The sequence below is a fragment of the Calidithermus chliarophilus DSM 9957 genome (genome assembly GCF_000430045.1).
GTDB lineage: Bacteria > Deinococcota > Deinococci > Deinococcales > Thermaceae > Calidithermus > Calidithermus chliarophilus.
Genome location: NZ_KE387023.1, coordinates 208,153 through 224,074, shown reverse-complemented (window position 1 = coordinate 224,074; position 15,922 = coordinate 208,153). Strand labels below are relative to the sequence as shown.

Genomic DNA, 15,922 nt, shown 5'->3' with positions numbered 1-15,922 from the left:
ATGGACAGGGAAACCCTTCTCCAAGGCCTCAACCAAGATCTCTCTCATGAGTATGCCGCCATCATTCAATACACCACCTATGCCGCCTCGGTGGCAGGCATCCACCGCCAGGAGCTGAAGGAGTTTTTCCTGACCGAGATCCAAGACGAGCTGCGCCATGCCCAGCTCTTGGCTGACAAAATCGCGGCTTTGGGCGGGGAGCCCACCACCCTCCCTGCCCCTGTTCCTGCCGCTAAGAGCGCGCGGGAGATGTTGGAGGCGGTCCGGGAGGCCGAGGCTCAGACCATCGCTCGCTACGTCCAGCGCATGAAAGAAGCCGAATCGCTGGGAGACTTCGGCCTTTCCAACGACCTTCAGGAGATCATCTCGGAAGAAACCCGTCATAAGGAGGAAACCGAAAAACTGTTGCGGGGAAAATGGCAAGAGTGATGCTGGGAGGTGATCATGAGCCAGAGATTCGCAGAACTCTCGGAACGGTTTATGGCGCTCGAGCCTCAGCTACCCCAAGGGCCCGAGCGGGAAGCGCTATCCGTGTTGTTCGCCATGACTCAGGAAGCGTGGCGGCAGCAAGGCCAGGCCTCCCCAAGCGACGGGGGGCTGGAGTGGTTACGCAACCTCTATAAGAGCGCCCCTAAGATGGAGGCCGCAGCCGTCAACCCGGGCCTACCAGTGGGCAGCCCGGCTCCAGATTTCTCCTTGCCCAACGCGCAAGGCGAGCATGTCCGGCTTTCGGACTTCCGGGGTAGACCGGTGGTGCTGGTCTTCTACCCGCTCGACTGGAGTCCCGGCTGTAGCCAGCAGCTTGACCTCTACCAAAGCGAACTTGCCGAATTCGAACGGCGCGGAGCCCAAATCCTGGGCATCTCGGTGGACTCGATTTACTCCCACGGGGCTTGGGCGGCGGTGCGGCGGATCGCTTTCCCCTTGCTCTCGGACTTTCACCCCAAGGGAGAAGTGGCCCGTAGTTACCAGGTCTTCCGGGAAAACGATGGCTTCAGCGAGCGGGCTTTGTACGTGGTGGACGGCTCAGGGATGATTCGCTACGCCCACGTCTCGCCCTACCTCCACCATGTTCCCCCCATCGAGGAACTCTTCGCGGCTTTGGACACGCTCCGGAGGTAAGCGATGCTGTACCGCACCCCGACCCTAGCACCGGTGGTGGTCTACGGCACCCGCTGGTGTGCCCAATCCCAGTTGGTGCGGCGTTATCTCGAGCGCCTGGGCATTCCTTACCGCTTCGTTGACCTCGAAGAGCACCCGGAGGCAGTGGCCCAGCTGCGTTGGTGGACGGGCGGCTATGCCAGCCACCCCACCGTCTACGTAGGCGGGGAGGTGCTGGTAGAACCCAGCCTGGCGGAGCTAGAGCGTTCGCTGATGCGCCGCGGCCTCCTCTAAAGCGCCCTTCAGGTAACTCCCTTACGCAACGCATGTTCTGCAACGGAGGTGATAGAAGATGTCCGATCTGGCTCTCTTGGTTCTCCGTTTGGTAACTGGCTTACTATTGGCGGGTCATGGTGCGCAAAAGCTCTTTGGCTGGTTTGGTGGGCATGGGTTGGCTGGCACCGCGGGCTGGCTCGAGTCGCTGGGTTTCCGCCCCGGGCGGCTTTGGGCGCTGCTGGCGGGAGGGTGTGAGTTTTTCGGTGGGCTCTTGCTAGCGTTGGGGCTGTTTAGTCCGGCTGGCCCGCTGCTGATCACGGCGGCTATGCTCACCGCCATCTTCAAGGTGCACTGGCCTAAGCTGTGGGTGACCCAGGGCGGCTTTGAACTTCCCCTCACCAACTTGGCGGTAGCTGCTGCCGTAGGCATGGCTGGGCCCGGGATTTACTCCCTGGATGCCCTATGGGGGACTGCCCTACCGTCGGAGGTAGCCCGCTGGGGTGTGCTGCTGGTGCTAGCAGGGTGGGTTATAGCGCTCTTGGCCTCGAGCCGGCGCTCAGCCCAACCTGCCGCCTGAGGGGGTAGGGATGTTGAAGCCGCTTTGGGGCAGCCTCAGTGCTCAAGAACGGCAGCAGCTTTTGCAACTGCTAGCCGAACGTTACCGCGACGAGTCCAGCGACGCAATGCTGGCCGAGCAGGCCGCCGAGGGCCTGCCTTACCCCCACCTGCGCCAGACCCTCAAGCGCGCAACATGCCCAGTGGCTAGGGGAAAAAATCCGTGCCCTAGGGGGTACGCCACCTCCTTCGCCCACCATTCCCGATCAGGCCAGCTGGCAAGAGTTATTGGCCGCCTACGAGTCGGAGAAAGCCGATAAGGTAGCCTATTTAGAAAACACTCTTCCTGATGAAGAGCTCGAGGCCCTCTTTCACCGCATCGCCCAAGAGGAGCAGCAGAACGTGGAAGAACTGCGCCAGGTGATTACCCGGGTGGATCCTTATGGCCTGGGGGCCTAAGCAGGAGGTTGGGAGAATGATTGGTTTTAGCAAAGATCCGCAGCAGCTTGTCTCAGGTTGGGCTATGGCCGGAGGGGCGTTATGAACGTGGTGGTGTGCCCAGCGTGTGGGGCCAAAAACCGGCTGGGCAACCCCCCAGCCGGTCAGGTACCGGTATGTGGCAAGTGCCACCAACCCCTCCCTTGGCTGGTGAATGTGGGCGAGGGAGGGCTCAGCGCGGAGCTGCAAGCCAGCGTGCCGGTGCTGGTGGACTTCTGGGCGGAGTGGTGCGGCCCCTGCCGGATGGTGGCCCCGGTGCTCGAGGAAATCGCCCGCGAGCAAGCCGGGCGGCTTAAGATAGTGAAGCTCAACGTGGACCAGCATCCACTTCCAGCTAGCGCTTTTAGCGTGCAAAGCATTCCCACCTTGATCCTTTTCAAAAATGGCCAGCCGGTAGAGCGCACCGTAGGGGCCTTGCCCAAATCCGCCCTCATGAACCGGCTCTCTGGGCATTTGTCGCAGAAAAACTAAGCTTCGGAGGCAGCTATGTTAGAGCGTATCTGGCCCTTTGGACGCAACAAGTTCCGTAAAGCCCTAGACGAAGCCTTGGAGAAAGCTTTCGAAGGCGCAGACTTCGAACCCAGTAGCGAGCTGGTAGAGGAGGAAGGTCGCTACATACTGCGCACCGAGCTGCCCGGATTAGACAAAAAAGATGTCCAGGTGTACCTCGAAGGCCCCTTCCTCATCATCGAAGCTGAGCGCAAAGAGGAGCAGCGCAAACGCCACCTCTCGGAAATCTACTATGGCCGCATCTACCGCTCTATTCCCCTGCCCGCCGACGCCCAGCCTGAGGGGATCCAAGCCCGCTTAAAGCGGGGTGTGCTGGAGGTGGAGATTCCCCGTACCCCAAGCTCTAGCCCCGCCCGCCGCAGCATCGCGGTAGAAAGCTAGGCCCAGCAAACAAGGAGAACCCCCGGCCCGCGAATTAAGGGTTCGGGTGGGGTTTTTGGAGGTATGAGGTGATCGAGCAGCTCCTGAGAACCCTCGAGACACAAAAGCGCCAGCAGCTTCTGCAGGTACTGGCGGAGCGCTACCGCGATGAAATCAGTGACGCGGCCCTGGCCAAGCAAGCGGCAGAAGGTCTGCCGTATTCGCACCTGCGCCAAACCCTCGAGCGCATCGCACAGCGGGAACAACAGCACGCCGAATGGCTGGCAGATAAAATCCGTGCCCTGGGGGGTACCCCACCCCCTCCGCCCACCATTTCCGATCAGGCCACTTGGCACGAGCTGCTCGCGGCATACGAGTCGGAAAAAGCTGACAAGGTGGCATATCTGGAAAATAGCCTTCCCGATGAAGAGCTCGAGGCCCTCTTTCACCGCATCGCTCAAGAAGAGCAACAAAACATCGAAGAGCTGCGCCAGGTGATCACCCGGATAGATCCTTACGACTGGGGAGCCTGAGGAAAATGCCCGGAAGCCTCCAGCAAATCATCCTTCGCAGCTTCCGCCTCACCATCCAGCTCATTTACAACTTAGCCATCCTGGCTCTGCTGCTGGGACTTTTGATCGGGGTGGGGCGGACCCTGCTCGAGCTAGGCCTAGCCTTCTCCGAGCCCACCGTGCGGCTGGGCCTTAAGGAACTCATCACTAATGTGCTCTCGTTGGTGGTGATGCTCGAGTTGGTACGGGCCTTCGTGGAGTACTTCGAGTTCGAGCGTATTCGGCTGGAGGTGCTGCTAGAAGTGGGGGTGGCCTTTGTGTTGCGAGAAATGCTGCTAGGGCTATTCGGCGGCAATATCCAAGGCACGGAGGTGTTGTGGTGGAGCGGGGGTCTACTGGCTTTGGTGGCAGCGCGTACCTTGGCGGTACGCTACCCAGGGAGGGGCAAAGATGCGCGTTGAAGAAGTGGTATTGCCCGGCGTGGGCCGAAAGTACACCATCACCGCGCGCTCTGGGGATCGCATAGTGGTGGTGGTGCATCACTCGGGAGGTCGAGAGCTGCAGTACTTCGAGAAGGGGGAGCTCGAGGAGCCCGCCGCAACCCTCGATCTCACCGACGAGGAAGCCCGCGAGTTAGGGGCCATCCTAGCCGGGGTGCTCTTCGCCCCGGAGGCCGTAGGTGATACCCGCGCCAAGCTGGCGGCAGAAAGCCTGGAGTGGGTAAGGATTGAACCTGGCTCACCCGGGGTAGGGCAGCGCATCGACAACTTTGCCACCCCCGGAGCCCATACACTGGCGGTATTGCGCGAGGGAGAATCCCTCTTGCCCAATCCCCCACCGGAGACCGTACTGCACGCGGGCGATACCTTGGTAGTAGCAGGCTCCCGTGAGGCGGTGGAGCGTTTTGTGCAGAAGGTACGCCCTTGATCCACCCTTCGGTTGAAGCTTTTGCCCTGGCGGCTGCCTTGCTGGCTTTGGGGGCCGCGCTAGTACACCGGCTGCGCTTTCCACCTCTACCCGCTTACTTGCTGGTAGGGCTGGCACTGGGTGAGCGGCTTGATATAGAAGCGCTCGAGCCTTTGCCCTCGCTGGGACTTTTGCTGCTTTTGTTCTCGGTGGGCCTGGAGTTCGGCCCCGACCGGCTGGGCCAGCTATCCCAGCGGGTACTGCGGGCAGGGGCATGGGATGCCCTGGCGCTGCCGCTAGGGGCCGGGTTAGGCCTAGCAACAGGACTGGATTGGCGGGGGGCTTTGCTGTTGGGGGGCATCCTTTACGTTTCCTCCAGCGCGGTTATTGTCAAGCTGATTCTGGATCTACGCCGCGCTTCTTCCCCGGAAAGCGAGATGACGCTAGGGGTGCTGGTTTTCGAAGATCTGGTAGTGGCCTTTTTGCTGGTGCTTCTGGGAGGAGGAAGCAGCATGGGGCTGCTAGGGGGGGTGGGATTAGCCTTCGCCTACTGGATGGTGGCGCGATGGCTAGGCCCGCGGCTGAGCCGGGGGATAGAGGGTTTTTCCAACGAGCTAGTGCTGCTGGCAGGAGCCGCTTTGGTCAGCGGAAGTGCTTATTTATTCCACAGCATAGGGGCTTCGGAAGGGGTAGGGGCCTTTTTATGTGGGATGGTAGCGGCTGGGCTGGGTCTGCGGGAGCGGCTCGAGCACCTGTTCGGCCCGGTGCGGGATCTAGGGGTGGCGCTATTTTTCCTCACGGTAGGGGCGCAGGCTTTGGGGCTTATCCAAGGGGTAGGAGGGCTGGCGGTAGGCCTGGCGGTTATCGGCTTATTAGCTAAGCTTCCGCTCAACCTATGGGGGGCCAAAGAAGCCGGACTCAGCCCCAAGCGGCAGCGTTACGCAGCCATTTACCTCCTTCCCAGAGGGGAGTTCAACTTGGTTTTGGGAACGCTAGCGCTACACCAAGGGTACCTCTTGGTCGCTCAGGTAGCGGTTATATTGGTGCTGGTTTCCATCCCCTTAGGTAGCGTGCTGATGCGCTATGCCCCGGAATGGTTTGGTAAGCTGCGCTCATCTGCGGGGGAGTCTCCCCGGCGGGCATAAGCGAAGGAGCAGACTATGCTTCCCCTGCGCGACTCTATCTACTTTCATGGCCCGGCCTTGGTTACCAAAGCCCTCATCGCTTTATGTGTCTTGGGATTTGCCTTCCAGCTTTCTATTAGGCTGGACGCCAGCATAGAGCGCTTGGCCCTGGTCCCCGCGTTACTTTTGGCAAACCCTCTCGGTGAGGGATACCGGCTTTTCACCAGCATGTTCGCTCACGGCTCGCTGGGGCACTTATTGGGCAATATGTGGTTTCTTTGGGTGTTTGGCCCTGCACTCGAGGGCCGCTTGGGCAGCGGGCGCTACTTGCTGTTGTACGTGTTGGCCGGTCTGGCCGCCGCCTTGGCCCAAACCCTCTTCTCCGACCCCCACATCCCCATGGTTGGGGCTTCAGGGGCGATTTCGGGGGTGGCCGGAGGCTACTTTTTGCTCTTTTCGCGCGCCTATGTGTTGACTTGGTTTTTTCCTTTCTTCTTGTTGTGGCTTCCAGCAAGCACCTACTTGGGCTACTGGGCCTTAATTCAGCTGGTTAACGGGCTGTTGGGTCTGCCTGGGGTGGCCTGGTGGGCCCACCTGGGCGGCTTCGCAGCCGGGATGGCGCTAGCCTGGATATTTCGTCCTCGGAGGGCCTACCTCACTGCTCCAAGCTGGGAAAGCTGGTTCTTCTACCGCTAAGGAGGTCGTATGGACATTTTTTTTCAGCTCTTTTGGCTTTTCTTCGTCCTCTCCACCCTCACCCCCTACTTCAACCAGCAGATGCTTCTGCTGGGCCGCGCGCGTAAGATCACCCAGCTCGAGCATAAGCGCAAAAGCCGGGTCATCACCCTCATCCACCGCCAAGAGGGCTTTTCCTTTTTGGGCATCCCTTTCGCCCGCTATATCGACATCGACGACTCCGAGCAGGTCTTGAGGGCCATCCGCCTTACCGACAAGAACGTGCCCATTGATCTGGTGCTGCATACCCCCGGCGGGCTGGTACTGGCCGCCGAGCAGATCGCCGAGGCCCTCCTGAAGCACTCCGCCAAGGTCACGGTCTTCGTACCTCACTACGCCATGTCCGGCGGTACGCTTATCGCCTTGGCTGCCGACGAGATCGTGATGGACGAAAACGCTGTACTGGGGCCAGTAGACCCCCAGCTTGGACAGTACCCGGCGGCTTCGGTGATCAAGGTACTCGAGCACAAACCCGCCAGCGAAATCGATGACCAAACGTTCATCTTGGCCGATGTAGCCCGCAAGGCACTGATCCAGGTTCACACCACAGCCAAGAACCTCCTCAAGAAGCACCTCGGGGAGACCCGCGCAGAGGAGGTGGCCAGCATTCTCTCGCAGGGCACCTGGACCCACGACTACCCCATCAGCGTGGAGGAGGCCCGCGCCCTAGGGCTCAAGGTCTCCACGGAGATGCCCCTGGAAGTCTATGAGCTGATGGAGATGTATCCCCAGCCCCGCGGAGGCAAGCCCAGCGTACAGTACGTTCCCTTCCCCTATGAGCGGGAACGCGGCCCGGCTAAGAGCAGGCCGTAATTGCAAATATATTGACAATATTACGCTCAAGATTTTTTATAAAAACGAGGGGGCGTGGGGGAGCTATAATCCCCCGCTGATTCATCGCGGGGATACATGGACTCCCCCACGTGCTCCGAAGGAGCACATAGCATGGTGGGCGGCAGGTGTGCTATACTGTGGTAGTGCCTACGGTCTACAAACACAAAAACACCACCGTCTCGCTGCTGCGCTACCATTTCGTCTTTGTGCCCAAGCGCCGCCGCAAGATTCTGGTAGGGCCGTTGGCCGAGCGGTTGCGGGCCTTGCTGGTGGAGAAGTGTGCTGAGTTGGGCTGGGAAATCATCGCCCTGGAAGTCATGCCCGACCACCTGCACCTGTTCATCTCGGTAGACCCCGACGTGGCCCCCAATCAGGTCGCTCACCGCTTGAAGGGCTACACCTCGCACGTGCTGCGCCGGGAGTTCCCCCACCTCATCCGCCTTCCTGCGCTGTGGACGCGCTCGTACTTCGTGAGCACGGCGGGCATGGTGAGTAGCGAGACCATCGAGCAGTACGTCGCCGCCCAGAAGACGAGGGACTGAATGGCCGTACACCGGAAGGTAGATTCCCTTCGGGACGCCGCCAGCCCCGGCGGCGGGAGGCGCGTACACCGGAAGGTCTACCGCTTCCGCATGGAGCCCACCCGCGAACAGGGTGAGGCTTTGGAGCGCATGGCGGGGGCCAGGCGGTGGGTGTGGAACTGGGGGCTTGCCCGGCGCAAGGAAGCCTATGCCGCGACGGGCAAGGGGCTGACCTACAACCAGCAGGCCGCCCTTTTGACCGCCCTGAAGCAGCAGCCCGAGACCGCCTGGCTGAAGGAGGCGGATAGCCAACTGCTGCAACAAGCTTTGAAAGACCTCGACCGGGCCTTCAAGGCGTTTTTCGAGAAGCGGGCCGGGTTCCCCCAGTTCAAATCGAAAAAGCGTGACACCCCCCGCTTCCGCATCCCCCAGCGGGTGAAGGTCGAAGGCTCCAAGGTGTACATCCCCAAGGTCGGTCGGGTGAAGATTCGCCAAAGCCAGCCGATCGATTGCGCCATCAAGGGCGCTACGTTCAAGCGGGATACGCAAGGGCATTGGTACGTCACCCTGACCGCCGAGTTCGAGATGCCTGAGGTGCCCTTGCCCCCTGCCAACCCTGAACGGGTAGTAGGGATAGACCTCGGGTTGAAGGACTTCGCGGTCCTTTCGGACGGTACGAGAATCGCCCCGCCCAAGTTCTACCGCAAGGGGCTGAGCAAGCTGCGTAGGGCGCAGCGGGAGCTTTCCCGCAAGCAGAAAGGGGGCAAGAACCGTGATAAGGCCAGGCATCGGCTGAGCAAGGTACACGCCAGGGTGCGTAACCAGCGGCAGGACTGGCTGCACAAGCTGACCACCGGACTCGTCCAGAAGTACGACGGGGCTGTGCATCGAAGACCTGAACCTGAAGGGGATGGCGAGAACCAAGCTGTCCACATCGGTGCTGGACGCGGCGTTGGGCGAGTTCCGCAGGCAACTGGAGTACAAAACGGTCTGGCACCGCAAACATCTCGCCGTGATTGACCGCTACTTCCCCAGCAGCAAGCTCTGTCGGGAGTGCGGGACAATCCACACCGCCCTCACCCTCTCGGACAGGGTTTGGACCTGTGGGTGCGGGGCGGTGCACGACCGAGACCTGAACGCGGCGCGAAACATCCGCGCCGAAGGAATCCACAGGATTCCCGTCGCCGTGGGGCACACGGAGACGCAAAACGCTTGGGGAGCCGCCGTAAGACCTACGCATGGTGGGCAGGCGGCAACGAACCAAGAATCCCACGCGCTTTAGCCGTGGGAGTGTCAACTCCCTGTCAGGGCGAGGGGCGGAGGGGCAAGAAGCCCCCTCAGCCCGCCCAGAACGACAGCTCCCTGAACACCCCCAGGTCGCGGTAGTTCAGCGTCCACACCGGGGCTTTGGACCGCAGGGCCAGGAGCACCACGCCCGCGTCCTCCAGGGTGCCCCTCCACTCCGGCCTCGAGGCCAGCAGCACCCGGATGGCCTCGAGGTCTTCCAGCCCGAGCGGAACGACCTCCAACGCCTCCACCATCCGTTCCAGGGCCCCCCGGGCTACCGCCGCACCCCCCTCGAAGAGCAGCCACTTGTACACCTCGAACACCACCGGCAGGGGGGTGATCAGGCGACTATTCCCCTCCGCCAGCGCGCGGAACCCGCGCACCGCCGCCTCGTGGTCGGGGTCGGCGGCGTGGAAGAGCGCGATCAGCGGCCCCGCGTCCAGAACCAGCCTCTGCGGGGTCATCGCTCCTGGCGGTACAGGCGGTCCTCAGCCCCCTCCCCGGCGCTCCCTGAGGCCTTCTCGACGACCCCGGCCAGTTCCAAAAGGGCCGCCGGGTTGCGGCGCAACCTGGCCTCCAGCGCTTCCCGCACCAGGGCCGAGAGGTTGGTCTCCGGGTGCTCCTTCAGGTAAGCCTCCACCACCCGGGCGAGGTCGTTGGGCAGGTAGATGGTGGTTCGCATGAGTTTATCATACCATGTAATACTACTCCACCTTCAGCCACCGCCCCCGGTCGTGCGCCTGGAGGGTCTGGTACAGCGTCCGCATCTGCTCCAGGCCCCCCTCCTTCCAGGGCCGCCACTCCCACACCCGCTCACTCCCCTTGAGACCGAGCTCGATGCACACCCGCCCCTCCTCGCCCTGTCGCAGCCGGTAGGCGTAGACCTGATTCCTGAATACCCCGATGGTGATCGCTAGCGTTTTCATGCCCACCGGAGGGGGGCGGCCCCTGCCGCCCCCTGGTTCTATCTCCCGCCTCAAAAGGGTAGCTGTCGCAAGACCGCTACCTCCCGCTCGAGGTAGGGGTAGTCCCGGAGGATTTCCTCCAGGGTCTGATGGCGCAGCAGCGTGAGGATGGTCCCCACCGTGATCCGCATCCCCCGGACGCAGGGCCGGCCCCCCATGACCCGGGGATCGAAGATGATCCGCTCGCGCCAGTCCATACTCTCCACCCTATACGGCTAGGCCCCCGCCGCCTGCCATCCCAGAACCGCCAGCGCCACCAGCGGCACCAGCCAGTAGCTCTGGCCGTAGACCGCCAGGAGCCGCCGGGCCTGCTCGAGCTCCTCCTCCCGCAGACCCTCCTCTCTGAGGATCGAAAGCGCCTCCCGGCTCGCTGCTTCCTCCTCGGGGACGAACAGCAGCCCCACCCCGTAGGCCAGGGCCAGCACTCCAATCGCTGCCGGGGTAAGCAAAAAGGTCAGGGTCGGCCGCTGCGGTGCTGTGCAGCCGCCACTGGCGTAAGCTGGTGGCGCTCGAGGCGCGGCACTCTGGGGTGCCACGGCTGAGCGAGGCGCTGCTGGACGACCTTTTGGAGGCTGCCGATAGCCCGCGATCCTGTCCGGCGTGTGAGGTGCAGCTGGCCGCCGCCAGGCGCTACGTGGGAGTGCTGGGACGGCTGCCCACCGAGACGCTCGCGCTGGCCCTGCGGCAGGGCGAGGGGAGGGCTTCGTCTGCCTCGAGCACCTCGCGGCGCTGCCCCCTGGCCCCCTCAAGGGTTGGTTGCTGGAGCGTGTGCACACCCTCGCGCTCGAGCTGCCCCGCTTCCGGGAGCGCTACGCTCGGCAGCGCGGCGCCGAGATCGGGCCGGATGCGGACCCGGACCTGCGTGAGTGGTCTCTGGCTGCCCTGGTGGGGGAGCCATTGAACCCGTGGAGGTGCAACTGCCCCCCCAGTCCACGGTCGCTACAGACGGGCGGAGTGGGGGAATCAGGGCGGGGTTTCCGGGAGCACCTTTTCGGGCGGCCAGAGGGAATATCCTGTTTCCGTGTACCGCATCGGCGAGCTTGCCAGGAAGACCGGGGTGAGCCGTGACACCCTGCGCTTCTACGAGCGGGAGGGCCTGTTGCGCCCGGAGGGGCGCAGCGAGGGGGGCTACCGCCTTTATGAGGCCGAGGCCGTGCGGCGCCTGCGCTTCATCAAGCAGGCCCAGGCCCTGGGGCTCTCGCTGGAGGAGATCAAGGCGGTGCTCGAGGTCATGCAGGAAGGCCGCCCCCCCTGCGCCGACGTGCGCCGGATGCTGCGCCAGAAGGTGGCCTTGCTGGAGCAGCGCATCGCCGAGCTCAGCACCCTGCGCGACGCCCTGGCCGAACGGCTGGAGTGGGCCGAGGCCCACCCCGACCCCGCCTGCGACGGCAAGGACCACTGCGTCTACCTGGATTCCACCCCGGCCTGACCCCACCCCCTTGACCCTGGAGCCCGCTCCAGGGTTTAGGGTGGGGCCATGGAAAACACACCTCAGTACAGGCTCAAGGTTCCGGGGATGCGCTGCGCCAGTGAAGTCGCGCCCGCGCGACCCGGCAACCGCCGGTACTCAGGCTGCATCCGCACGGTGGAAGCCGCCCTCAAGCGCGTGCCCGGCACGGTGCGGGCACGGGTGGACTATCTGCGCAAGGAAGCCATGGTGGCAGGGGAAGCTCCCCTACAAGCCTGGCTCGACGAACTGCAAGCCGTGGGGTATCCCGCCCAGGTCATCCCCGAGGGGGCGCGATGAGCTACGACCTGCTGATCGTGGGCAGCGGCTCGGCGGGGGTGGCCGCGGCATTGGAGGCAGCCTCGAGGGGGGCCAAGGCCGCGGTCGTCGAGGGCGGGGTCCTGGGCGGAACCTGCGTCAACGTGGGGTGCGTGCCTTCCAAGGCCTTGCTGCGCGCCGCCGAGGCCTTCCACAAAGCCGGGCATCACCCCTTCCAGGGCATCCAGACCCAGGCCGGGAGCGTCGAGCTGTCGCGGGTTATCGGGCAAAAGGACCGGCTGGTGGAGGGGCTACGCCAGGAGAAGTACGCCGAGGTGCTAAGGGCCGCCGGTGTACCGCTAATTCGCGGGCAGGTCCGTTTTCTGGACGGGGAAGCCCTGGAAGTGAGCGGACAGGTCCACAAGGCCCGGCGCTACCTGCTCGCCACCGGCGCAGTTGCGACCTTGCCCCCGATCCCCGGCCTGGCTGAAAGCCGGCCCTGGACCTACCTCGAGGCCCTCTCCCCAGACATCCAGCCTGAGAGCTTGTTGGTCATCGGCGGGGGGGCCATCGGGCTGGAGATCGCCCAGGCCTATGCCCGGCTGGGGACCCGCGTGACGGTGCTCGAGGCCACCCCCTACCTGCTCCCCGCCGAAGACCCCGAGCTCTCCACCCTGCTCCGGGGCTACCTCGAGGCCGAAGGATTGGAGGTCCACACCGGGGTCAGGGTGCAGAAGATCGAACGCGACGGTGAATTCCGGGTACACGCCGAGGGCGGGGTCTACCGCGCCGAACGCCTGCTGGTAGCCACCGGGCGCAAAGCCCGCACCGAGGGGCTAAACCTGGAGGCCGCCGGGGTCGAGCTGGGCTCACGGGGGGAAATCCGGGTGGACGAGCGCCTCAGGAGCACCAACCCCCGCGTCTTCGCGGCGGGTGACGCCGCGGGGTTGCCGCAGTACGTCTACGTGGCGGCCCAATCCGGGCGCATCGCGGCGCGGAATGCGCTCGGGGGGGAAGAAGCCCTTGATCTCCAGGCGGTGCCCCGCGTGACCTTCACCGACCCCGCCCTGGCCACGGTGGGGCTCACCGAGGAGGAAGCCCGCCGGCGGTACGGTTCAGCCATTCGCGTGTCCCGGCTTCCCCTCGAGCAGCTCCCCAAAGCCCTGGTGCAGCACGACCACCGGGGAATGTTCAAGCTGGTGGTGGACGCCGAGGGGGTGGTGCTGGGGCTTTCCATTCTGGCTCCTGAGGCTGGCGACGCCCTGCAGGAGGCGGTGCTGGCGGTCAGGTTCGGCCTCAATTACCGCGACCTGATCGAAACCTTCCACCCCTACCTGACCCTGGCCGAGGGAATCCGGCTGGTGGCCCAGGCCCTGGACACCGAGGTGGGGATGCTTTCGTGCTGCGCGTGAACGTGAAGGAGGTGATGAACGCCAGGATGCCCGACTACTCCTTCGAGCCGCTATCCCCCCACGAGTTCGAGCTTCTGTGCCGAGACCTTCTTCAGGTGGCTCGTTCACGGCGGCCCCTTCATGCACGGGCGGCAGACCAGCCGGGCTCGAGCAGGGCCTCGCCCGGAAAGTCCGTGAGCGAAAGCCCGAGGAGGGCGGCCAGGGTGGGGGCCACCTGGACGGCGGCCGCCCGCTCGAGGCGGAGTCGGGGTACGTCCGGCCCCGCCAGCACCATGAAGCGCTCGTCGCGGGGGTGCCCGGGGCGCAGCCCGTGCGAGGAGCGGAGCCTGGGCGCAGCAACAGGTTCGGCCGAGGGCTGCAGGGGGTCGTACTCGAAGCTGTAGCCGTCGGGGGCCAGGTAGCTGCGGACCTGCTCGCGCTGGTCGGCGGGGAGGTGCTGGGCGGGGTAGGGGATGGCCCCGTGCTCGGCCAGGGCGGCGGTGACCCGCTCTTCCTCGGCCCGGTCCCTGGGGACCACGTGGAGCATGCTGCCCTCGGTCTGGAAGATAGCGCCGGGGATGATCGCCTCCGGGCGCAGGGCCTTTTCGATGGGGCCGTGGCCGTGGTCGCTGAGGAGGGCCAGGTTGTAGCGCTCCTCGAGGCCCGCCGCCCGCAGGCGCTGCAGCAGGCCGCCCACCAGGGCGTCGGCGTAGGCGAAGGACCACAGCGCCAGGGCGCTGTCGTACCCGGCGTAGTGCTGGGCGGTGTCGGGGAGGAGCACCTCGGTGAAGATCACCTCGGGGGGGTGGGCGGAGGTGGCGAGGGCGGCTGCCGCGTCCATGATCCGCGCATCGCCCACCGCGGCCCGCGTGAACCTGTCGGTGGACTCGGCCTCGGGCAGGGGGGCGCGCTCGAGGCCGCCCCCCTGGAGCGCCTGGACCAGCCGCTCGCTGCGGTGCTGCGCCACCCGCAACCACCCGCTGGGGCTGGCGACGGGGTTAATGTCCCTCGAACGCTGGAGGAAGGTTCCCGCCCACCAGGGCCCCTCGAACACCCGCGCGTCCTCCGGGCGCACCATCCCGAAGCCGATCACGGCGGTGTCCTTGCCCGCCAGCTTGGCCCTGGCCGGCAGGGTCTCGACCCGCACGTCGTCGGGGGTGGCGTGGCGGAAGGCCGTGCCACCCCAGATCACGTTGCCGTAAACGCCGCTCACCGCCGCCGGGACCCCGGTGAGGATCGAGGTGCGGCCCGGGAACGAGGTGCCGCAGACCTCGGCGCCCAGGCGCTCCACCACCAGCCCGCCGGCGGCCAGCTCTGCCAGGTGGGGCATGTGGGCGCGGCGGCGGGCGAAGCTGTCGGCGCTGATTCCGTCGAGCATGAGTACGATCAGACCGGCCATGGCTGCCTCAGTTGGCGAACAAGGGCCGGGTGCGCTGCACCAGGTCGCGGATGGCGGGCTCGACCGGCTTGTTGTTGAGCCAGATCTCCTCCAGCGTCTTGCGGATCTCCTGGATGCCCTGCACGTAAGCGGGGTCGGTGGGGCGGGGACGGGCATTGGGCAACTGCCGCATCCCCACGTCCAGTCCCTGCTCCGTCGCGAGGAAGGCGCGGAAGGCCGGGAGCTCGCTGGTGGTGCGGGTGATCGGCACGTAGTTGGTCTGCTTGATCCACTCCAGCTGCTGCTCGGGCCGGTTGAGCCACTGGATGAATTTCCAGGCGGCCAGCACCCGCTCCTGCGGGATCCCGCGGGAGATGGCCAGGGTCGCGCCCCCTACCGGGACCACCGGCTTCTTGAAGTAGGGCAGCGGGGCCACCCGCACGGTCTGCTTGAAGCGATCCCCGGCCAGGGCTTTGATGCCCGGGCGGCTCGCTACCGACTGGAAGATGACGGCGACCTTGCCGGCCACGAAGTCCTGGGTGCTGTTGGCGTTCTCCACCACCGCGCTGCCGTCGCGGATGAGCTGGGTCCAGGTGTTGATGACCTCGAGCGCCGCGGGCTGGTCCAGCAGCAGCCGGTCCTTGCCCACGATCTCCCCGCCGTTGCTCCACACCGCTCCCTCGAGCACCCAGGGGAAAGCCGGCAGGGCCATGGCCGCCACCCCGGTGGCCTCCTTGACCTTGCGGGCGAACTCGCGCATCTCGGGCCAGGTGCGCGGAGGGGCGCTGTAGCCGGCCCTCTTGAGCAGCTCGGGGTTGTAGTAGGTGACGGGGTTGGAGTTGTTCCATGGGGTTGCGAAGACCTTGCCGTCCTTGTCCGGATCGGCCTGGAGCTTGAACACCCCCCAGAAGCTGTCGAACATGGCCTTGAAGCCGGGCAGGGCGCTGAGGTCGGTGAGCTGGCCGGCCGCCGCCAGCCGGGGCCACAGGGCCACCTCGAGCTGCAGCACGTCCGCCGCCGGTTGCCCCGCCGCGATCCCCGCCAGGGCCTTCTGCAGCACCCCCTCGTAGCTGTTGGCGAACTCGGCGCGAACCACCACCTCGTTCTGGCTCTTGTTGAAGGTGTCCACCGTGGCCCGGATGATCTCGCCCAGGCGCCCCCCAAGCCCGTACAAAAAGGTGATCTCGGTCCTCGGCTGGGCGAAGCCGAAGCCCAGCACCACGGCCAAACCCAGCACTAGCGGTCTCTTTCCCATTCTGCTCCT

The 15,922-nt window shown here is 64.8% G+C and carries 26 protein-coding genes; 19 read left to right on the top strand and 7 right to left on the bottom strand.

What is annotated here, in order from left to right; genetic code table 11:
• From MEICH_RS0101255 to MEICH_RS29930, 16 genes are all read left to right on the top strand, one after another.
• Positions 1 to 429 carry a ferritin-like domain-containing protein gene (locus tag MEICH_RS0101255; RefSeq protein WP_027891124.1) on the top strand — a complete coding sequence of 143 codons (429 nt, stop codon included), beginning with the start codon at positions 1 to 3 and terminating at the stop codon, positions 427 to 429.
• 15 nt (positions 430 to 444) lie between these two features.
• The gene (locus MEICH_RS0101250) at positions 445 to 1,122 is read left to right on the top strand and encodes a peroxiredoxin (RefSeq protein ID WP_027891123.1); all 678 of its coding nucleotides are present in this window, start codon (positions 445 to 447) and stop codon (positions 1,120 to 1,122) included.
• Positions 1,123 to 1,125: 3 nt separating this feature from the next.
• Positions 1,126 to 1,395, top strand: a complete 270-nt coding sequence (locus MEICH_RS0101245; RefSeq protein WP_027891122.1) for a glutaredoxin family protein — start codon at positions 1,126 to 1,128, stop codon at positions 1,393 to 1,395.
• A gap of 58 nt (positions 1,396 to 1,453) precedes the next feature.
• Positions 1,454 to 1,954: a DoxX family protein gene (locus MEICH_RS0101240; RefSeq protein ID WP_027891121.1), complete on the top strand. Its 501-nt coding sequence runs from the start codon at positions 1,454 to 1,456 to the stop codon at positions 1,952 to 1,954.
• A gap of 266 nt (positions 1,955 to 2,220) precedes the next feature.
• Positions 2,221 to 2,391: a hypothetical protein gene (locus MEICH_RS29935; protein WP_245587593.1), complete on the top strand. Its 171-nt coding sequence runs from the start codon at positions 2,221 to 2,223 to the stop codon at positions 2,389 to 2,391.
• A gap of 81 nt (positions 2,392 to 2,472) precedes the next feature.
• A complete protein-coding gene (gene trxA / locus MEICH_RS0101230) occupies positions 2,473 to 2,901 on the top strand; it encodes a thioredoxin (RefSeq protein ID WP_027891120.1) in 429 nt (142 codons plus the stop codon).
• Between the two features lie 15 nt (positions 2,902 to 2,916).
• On the top strand, positions 2,917 to 3,321 hold the full coding sequence (locus tag MEICH_RS0101225; RefSeq protein WP_027891119.1) for an Hsp20/alpha crystallin family protein: 405 nt from the start codon (positions 2,917 to 2,919) through the stop codon (positions 3,319 to 3,321).
• Between the two features lie 68 nt (positions 3,322 to 3,389).
• On the top strand, positions 3,390 to 3,833 hold the full coding sequence (locus MEICH_RS27625) for a ferritin-like domain-containing protein (protein ID WP_157202545.1): 444 nt from the start codon (positions 3,390 to 3,392) through the stop codon (positions 3,831 to 3,833).
• A gap of 5 nt (positions 3,834 to 3,838) precedes the next feature.
• A complete protein-coding gene (locus MEICH_RS0101215) occupies positions 3,839 to 4,273 on the top strand; it encodes a phosphate-starvation-inducible PsiE family protein (protein ID WP_027891117.1) in 435 nt (144 codons plus the stop codon).
• Positions 4,263 to 4,739, top strand: a complete 477-nt coding sequence (locus MEICH_RS0101210; protein WP_027891116.1) for a cation:proton antiporter regulatory subunit — start codon at positions 4,263 to 4,265, stop codon at positions 4,737 to 4,739. The genes MEICH_RS0101215 and MEICH_RS0101210 overlap by 11 nt, the downstream gene beginning before the upstream one ends.
• Entirely contained in the window at positions 4,739 to 5,863 is a 1,125-nt protein-coding gene (locus MEICH_RS0101205; protein ID WP_027891115.1) for a cation:proton antiporter, read from the top strand. Before MEICH_RS0101210 ends, MEICH_RS0101205 begins: the two co-directional genes overlap by 1 nt.
• A 15-nt stretch (positions 5,864 to 5,878) precedes the next feature.
• The gene (locus MEICH_RS0101200; protein WP_027891114.1) at positions 5,879 to 6,538 is read left to right on the top strand and encodes a rhomboid family intramembrane serine protease; all 660 of its coding nucleotides are present in this window, start codon (positions 5,879 to 5,881) and stop codon (positions 6,536 to 6,538) included.
• A 9-nt stretch (positions 6,539 to 6,547) separates the two neighbouring features.
• Complete coding sequence (locus tag MEICH_RS0101195) at positions 6,548 to 7,390, top strand: SDH family Clp fold serine proteinase (protein ID WP_027891113.1); 843 nt, start codon at positions 6,548 to 6,550, stop codon at positions 7,388 to 7,390.
• Positions 7,391 to 7,554: 164 nt separating this feature from the next.
• Positions 7,555 to 7,953 (top strand): IS200/IS605 family transposase, encoded by a 399-nt coding sequence (gene tnpA / locus MEICH_RS0101190; RefSeq protein WP_036218111.1) that lies wholly within the window; start codon positions 7,555 to 7,557, stop codon positions 7,951 to 7,953.
• 90 nt (positions 7,954 to 8,043) lie between these two features.
• A complete protein-coding gene (locus tag MEICH_RS22940; protein WP_245587592.1) occupies positions 8,044 to 8,952 on the top strand; it encodes an RNA-guided endonuclease InsQ/TnpB family protein in 909 nt (302 codons plus the stop codon).
• Entirely contained in the window at positions 8,843 to 9,214 is a 372-nt protein-coding gene (locus tag MEICH_RS29930; protein WP_245587591.1) for a transposase, read from the top strand. Before MEICH_RS22940 ends, MEICH_RS29930 begins: the two co-directional genes overlap by 110 nt.
• Positions 9,215 to 9,269: 55 nt before the next feature.
• On the opposite strand, the gene MEICH_RS0101180 is transcribed toward MEICH_RS29930, so the two are convergent.
• The 5 genes from MEICH_RS0101180 to MEICH_RS0101160 are packed head-to-tail and all read right to left on the bottom strand — an operon-like array spanning position 9,270 to position 10,633.
• Positions 9,270 to 9,683, bottom strand: a complete 414-nt coding sequence (locus MEICH_RS0101180; RefSeq protein ID WP_027891111.1) for a type II toxin-antitoxin system VapC family toxin — start codon at positions 9,681 to 9,683, stop codon at positions 9,270 to 9,272.
• On the bottom strand, positions 9,680 to 9,901 hold the full coding sequence (locus tag MEICH_RS0101175; RefSeq protein WP_027891110.1) for a ribbon-helix-helix domain-containing protein: 222 nt from the start codon (positions 9,899 to 9,901) through the stop codon (positions 9,680 to 9,682). The genes MEICH_RS0101180 and MEICH_RS0101175 overlap by 4 nt, the downstream gene beginning before the upstream one ends.
• A gap of 22 nt (positions 9,902 to 9,923) precedes the next feature.
• On the bottom strand, positions 9,924 to 10,145 hold the full coding sequence (locus MEICH_RS0101170) for a hypothetical protein (protein WP_027891109.1): 222 nt from the start codon (positions 10,143 to 10,145) through the stop codon (positions 9,924 to 9,926).
• A 50-nt stretch (positions 10,146 to 10,195) separates the two neighbouring features.
• Entirely contained in the window at positions 10,196 to 10,381 is a 186-nt protein-coding gene (locus MEICH_RS0101165; RefSeq protein ID WP_027891108.1) for a DUF433 domain-containing protein, read from the bottom strand.
• Positions 10,382 to 10,399: 18 nt separating this feature from the next.
• Positions 10,400 to 10,633, bottom strand: coding sequence for a zinc metallopeptidase (locus MEICH_RS0101160; RefSeq protein WP_169730617.1), 234 nt, complete (start codon positions 10,631 to 10,633; stop codon positions 10,400 to 10,402).
• A 572-nt stretch (positions 10,634 to 11,205) separates the two neighbouring features.
• Between MEICH_RS0101160 and MEICH_RS0101155 the strand changes: the two genes are divergently transcribed.
• Genes MEICH_RS0101155 through merA form a run of 3 tightly spaced genes read left to right on the top strand, consistent with a single transcriptional unit; the run spans position 11,206 to position 13,301 of the window.
• Entirely contained in the window at positions 11,206 to 11,613 is a 408-nt protein-coding gene (locus tag MEICH_RS0101155; RefSeq protein WP_027891106.1) for a heavy metal-responsive transcriptional regulator, read from the top strand.
• Positions 11,614 to 11,661: 48 nt separating this feature from the next.
• Positions 11,662 to 11,931, top strand: a complete 270-nt coding sequence (locus tag MEICH_RS22935; RefSeq protein WP_036218108.1) for a heavy metal-associated domain-containing protein — start codon at positions 11,662 to 11,664, stop codon at positions 11,929 to 11,931.
• Positions 11,928 to 13,301 (top strand): mercury(II) reductase, encoded by a 1,374-nt coding sequence (gene merA / locus MEICH_RS0101145; RefSeq protein ID WP_027891105.1) that lies wholly within the window; start codon positions 11,928 to 11,930, stop codon positions 13,299 to 13,301. The genes MEICH_RS22935 and merA overlap by 4 nt, the downstream gene beginning before the upstream one ends.
• A gap of 118 nt (positions 13,302 to 13,419) precedes the next feature.
• Here merA and MEICH_RS0101140 read toward each other — a convergent pair whose 3' ends face one another.
• A complete protein-coding gene (locus tag MEICH_RS0101140; protein WP_036218106.1) occupies positions 13,420 to 14,679 on the bottom strand; it encodes an alkaline phosphatase family protein in 1,260 nt (419 codons plus the stop codon).
• A 7-nt stretch (positions 14,680 to 14,686) separates the two neighbouring features.
• Complete coding sequence (locus tag MEICH_RS0101135; protein WP_027891103.1) at positions 14,687 to 15,913, bottom strand: ABC transporter substrate-binding protein; 1,227 nt, start codon at positions 15,911 to 15,913, stop codon at positions 14,687 to 14,689.
• Positions 15,914 to 15,922: the final 9 nt, after the last annotated feature.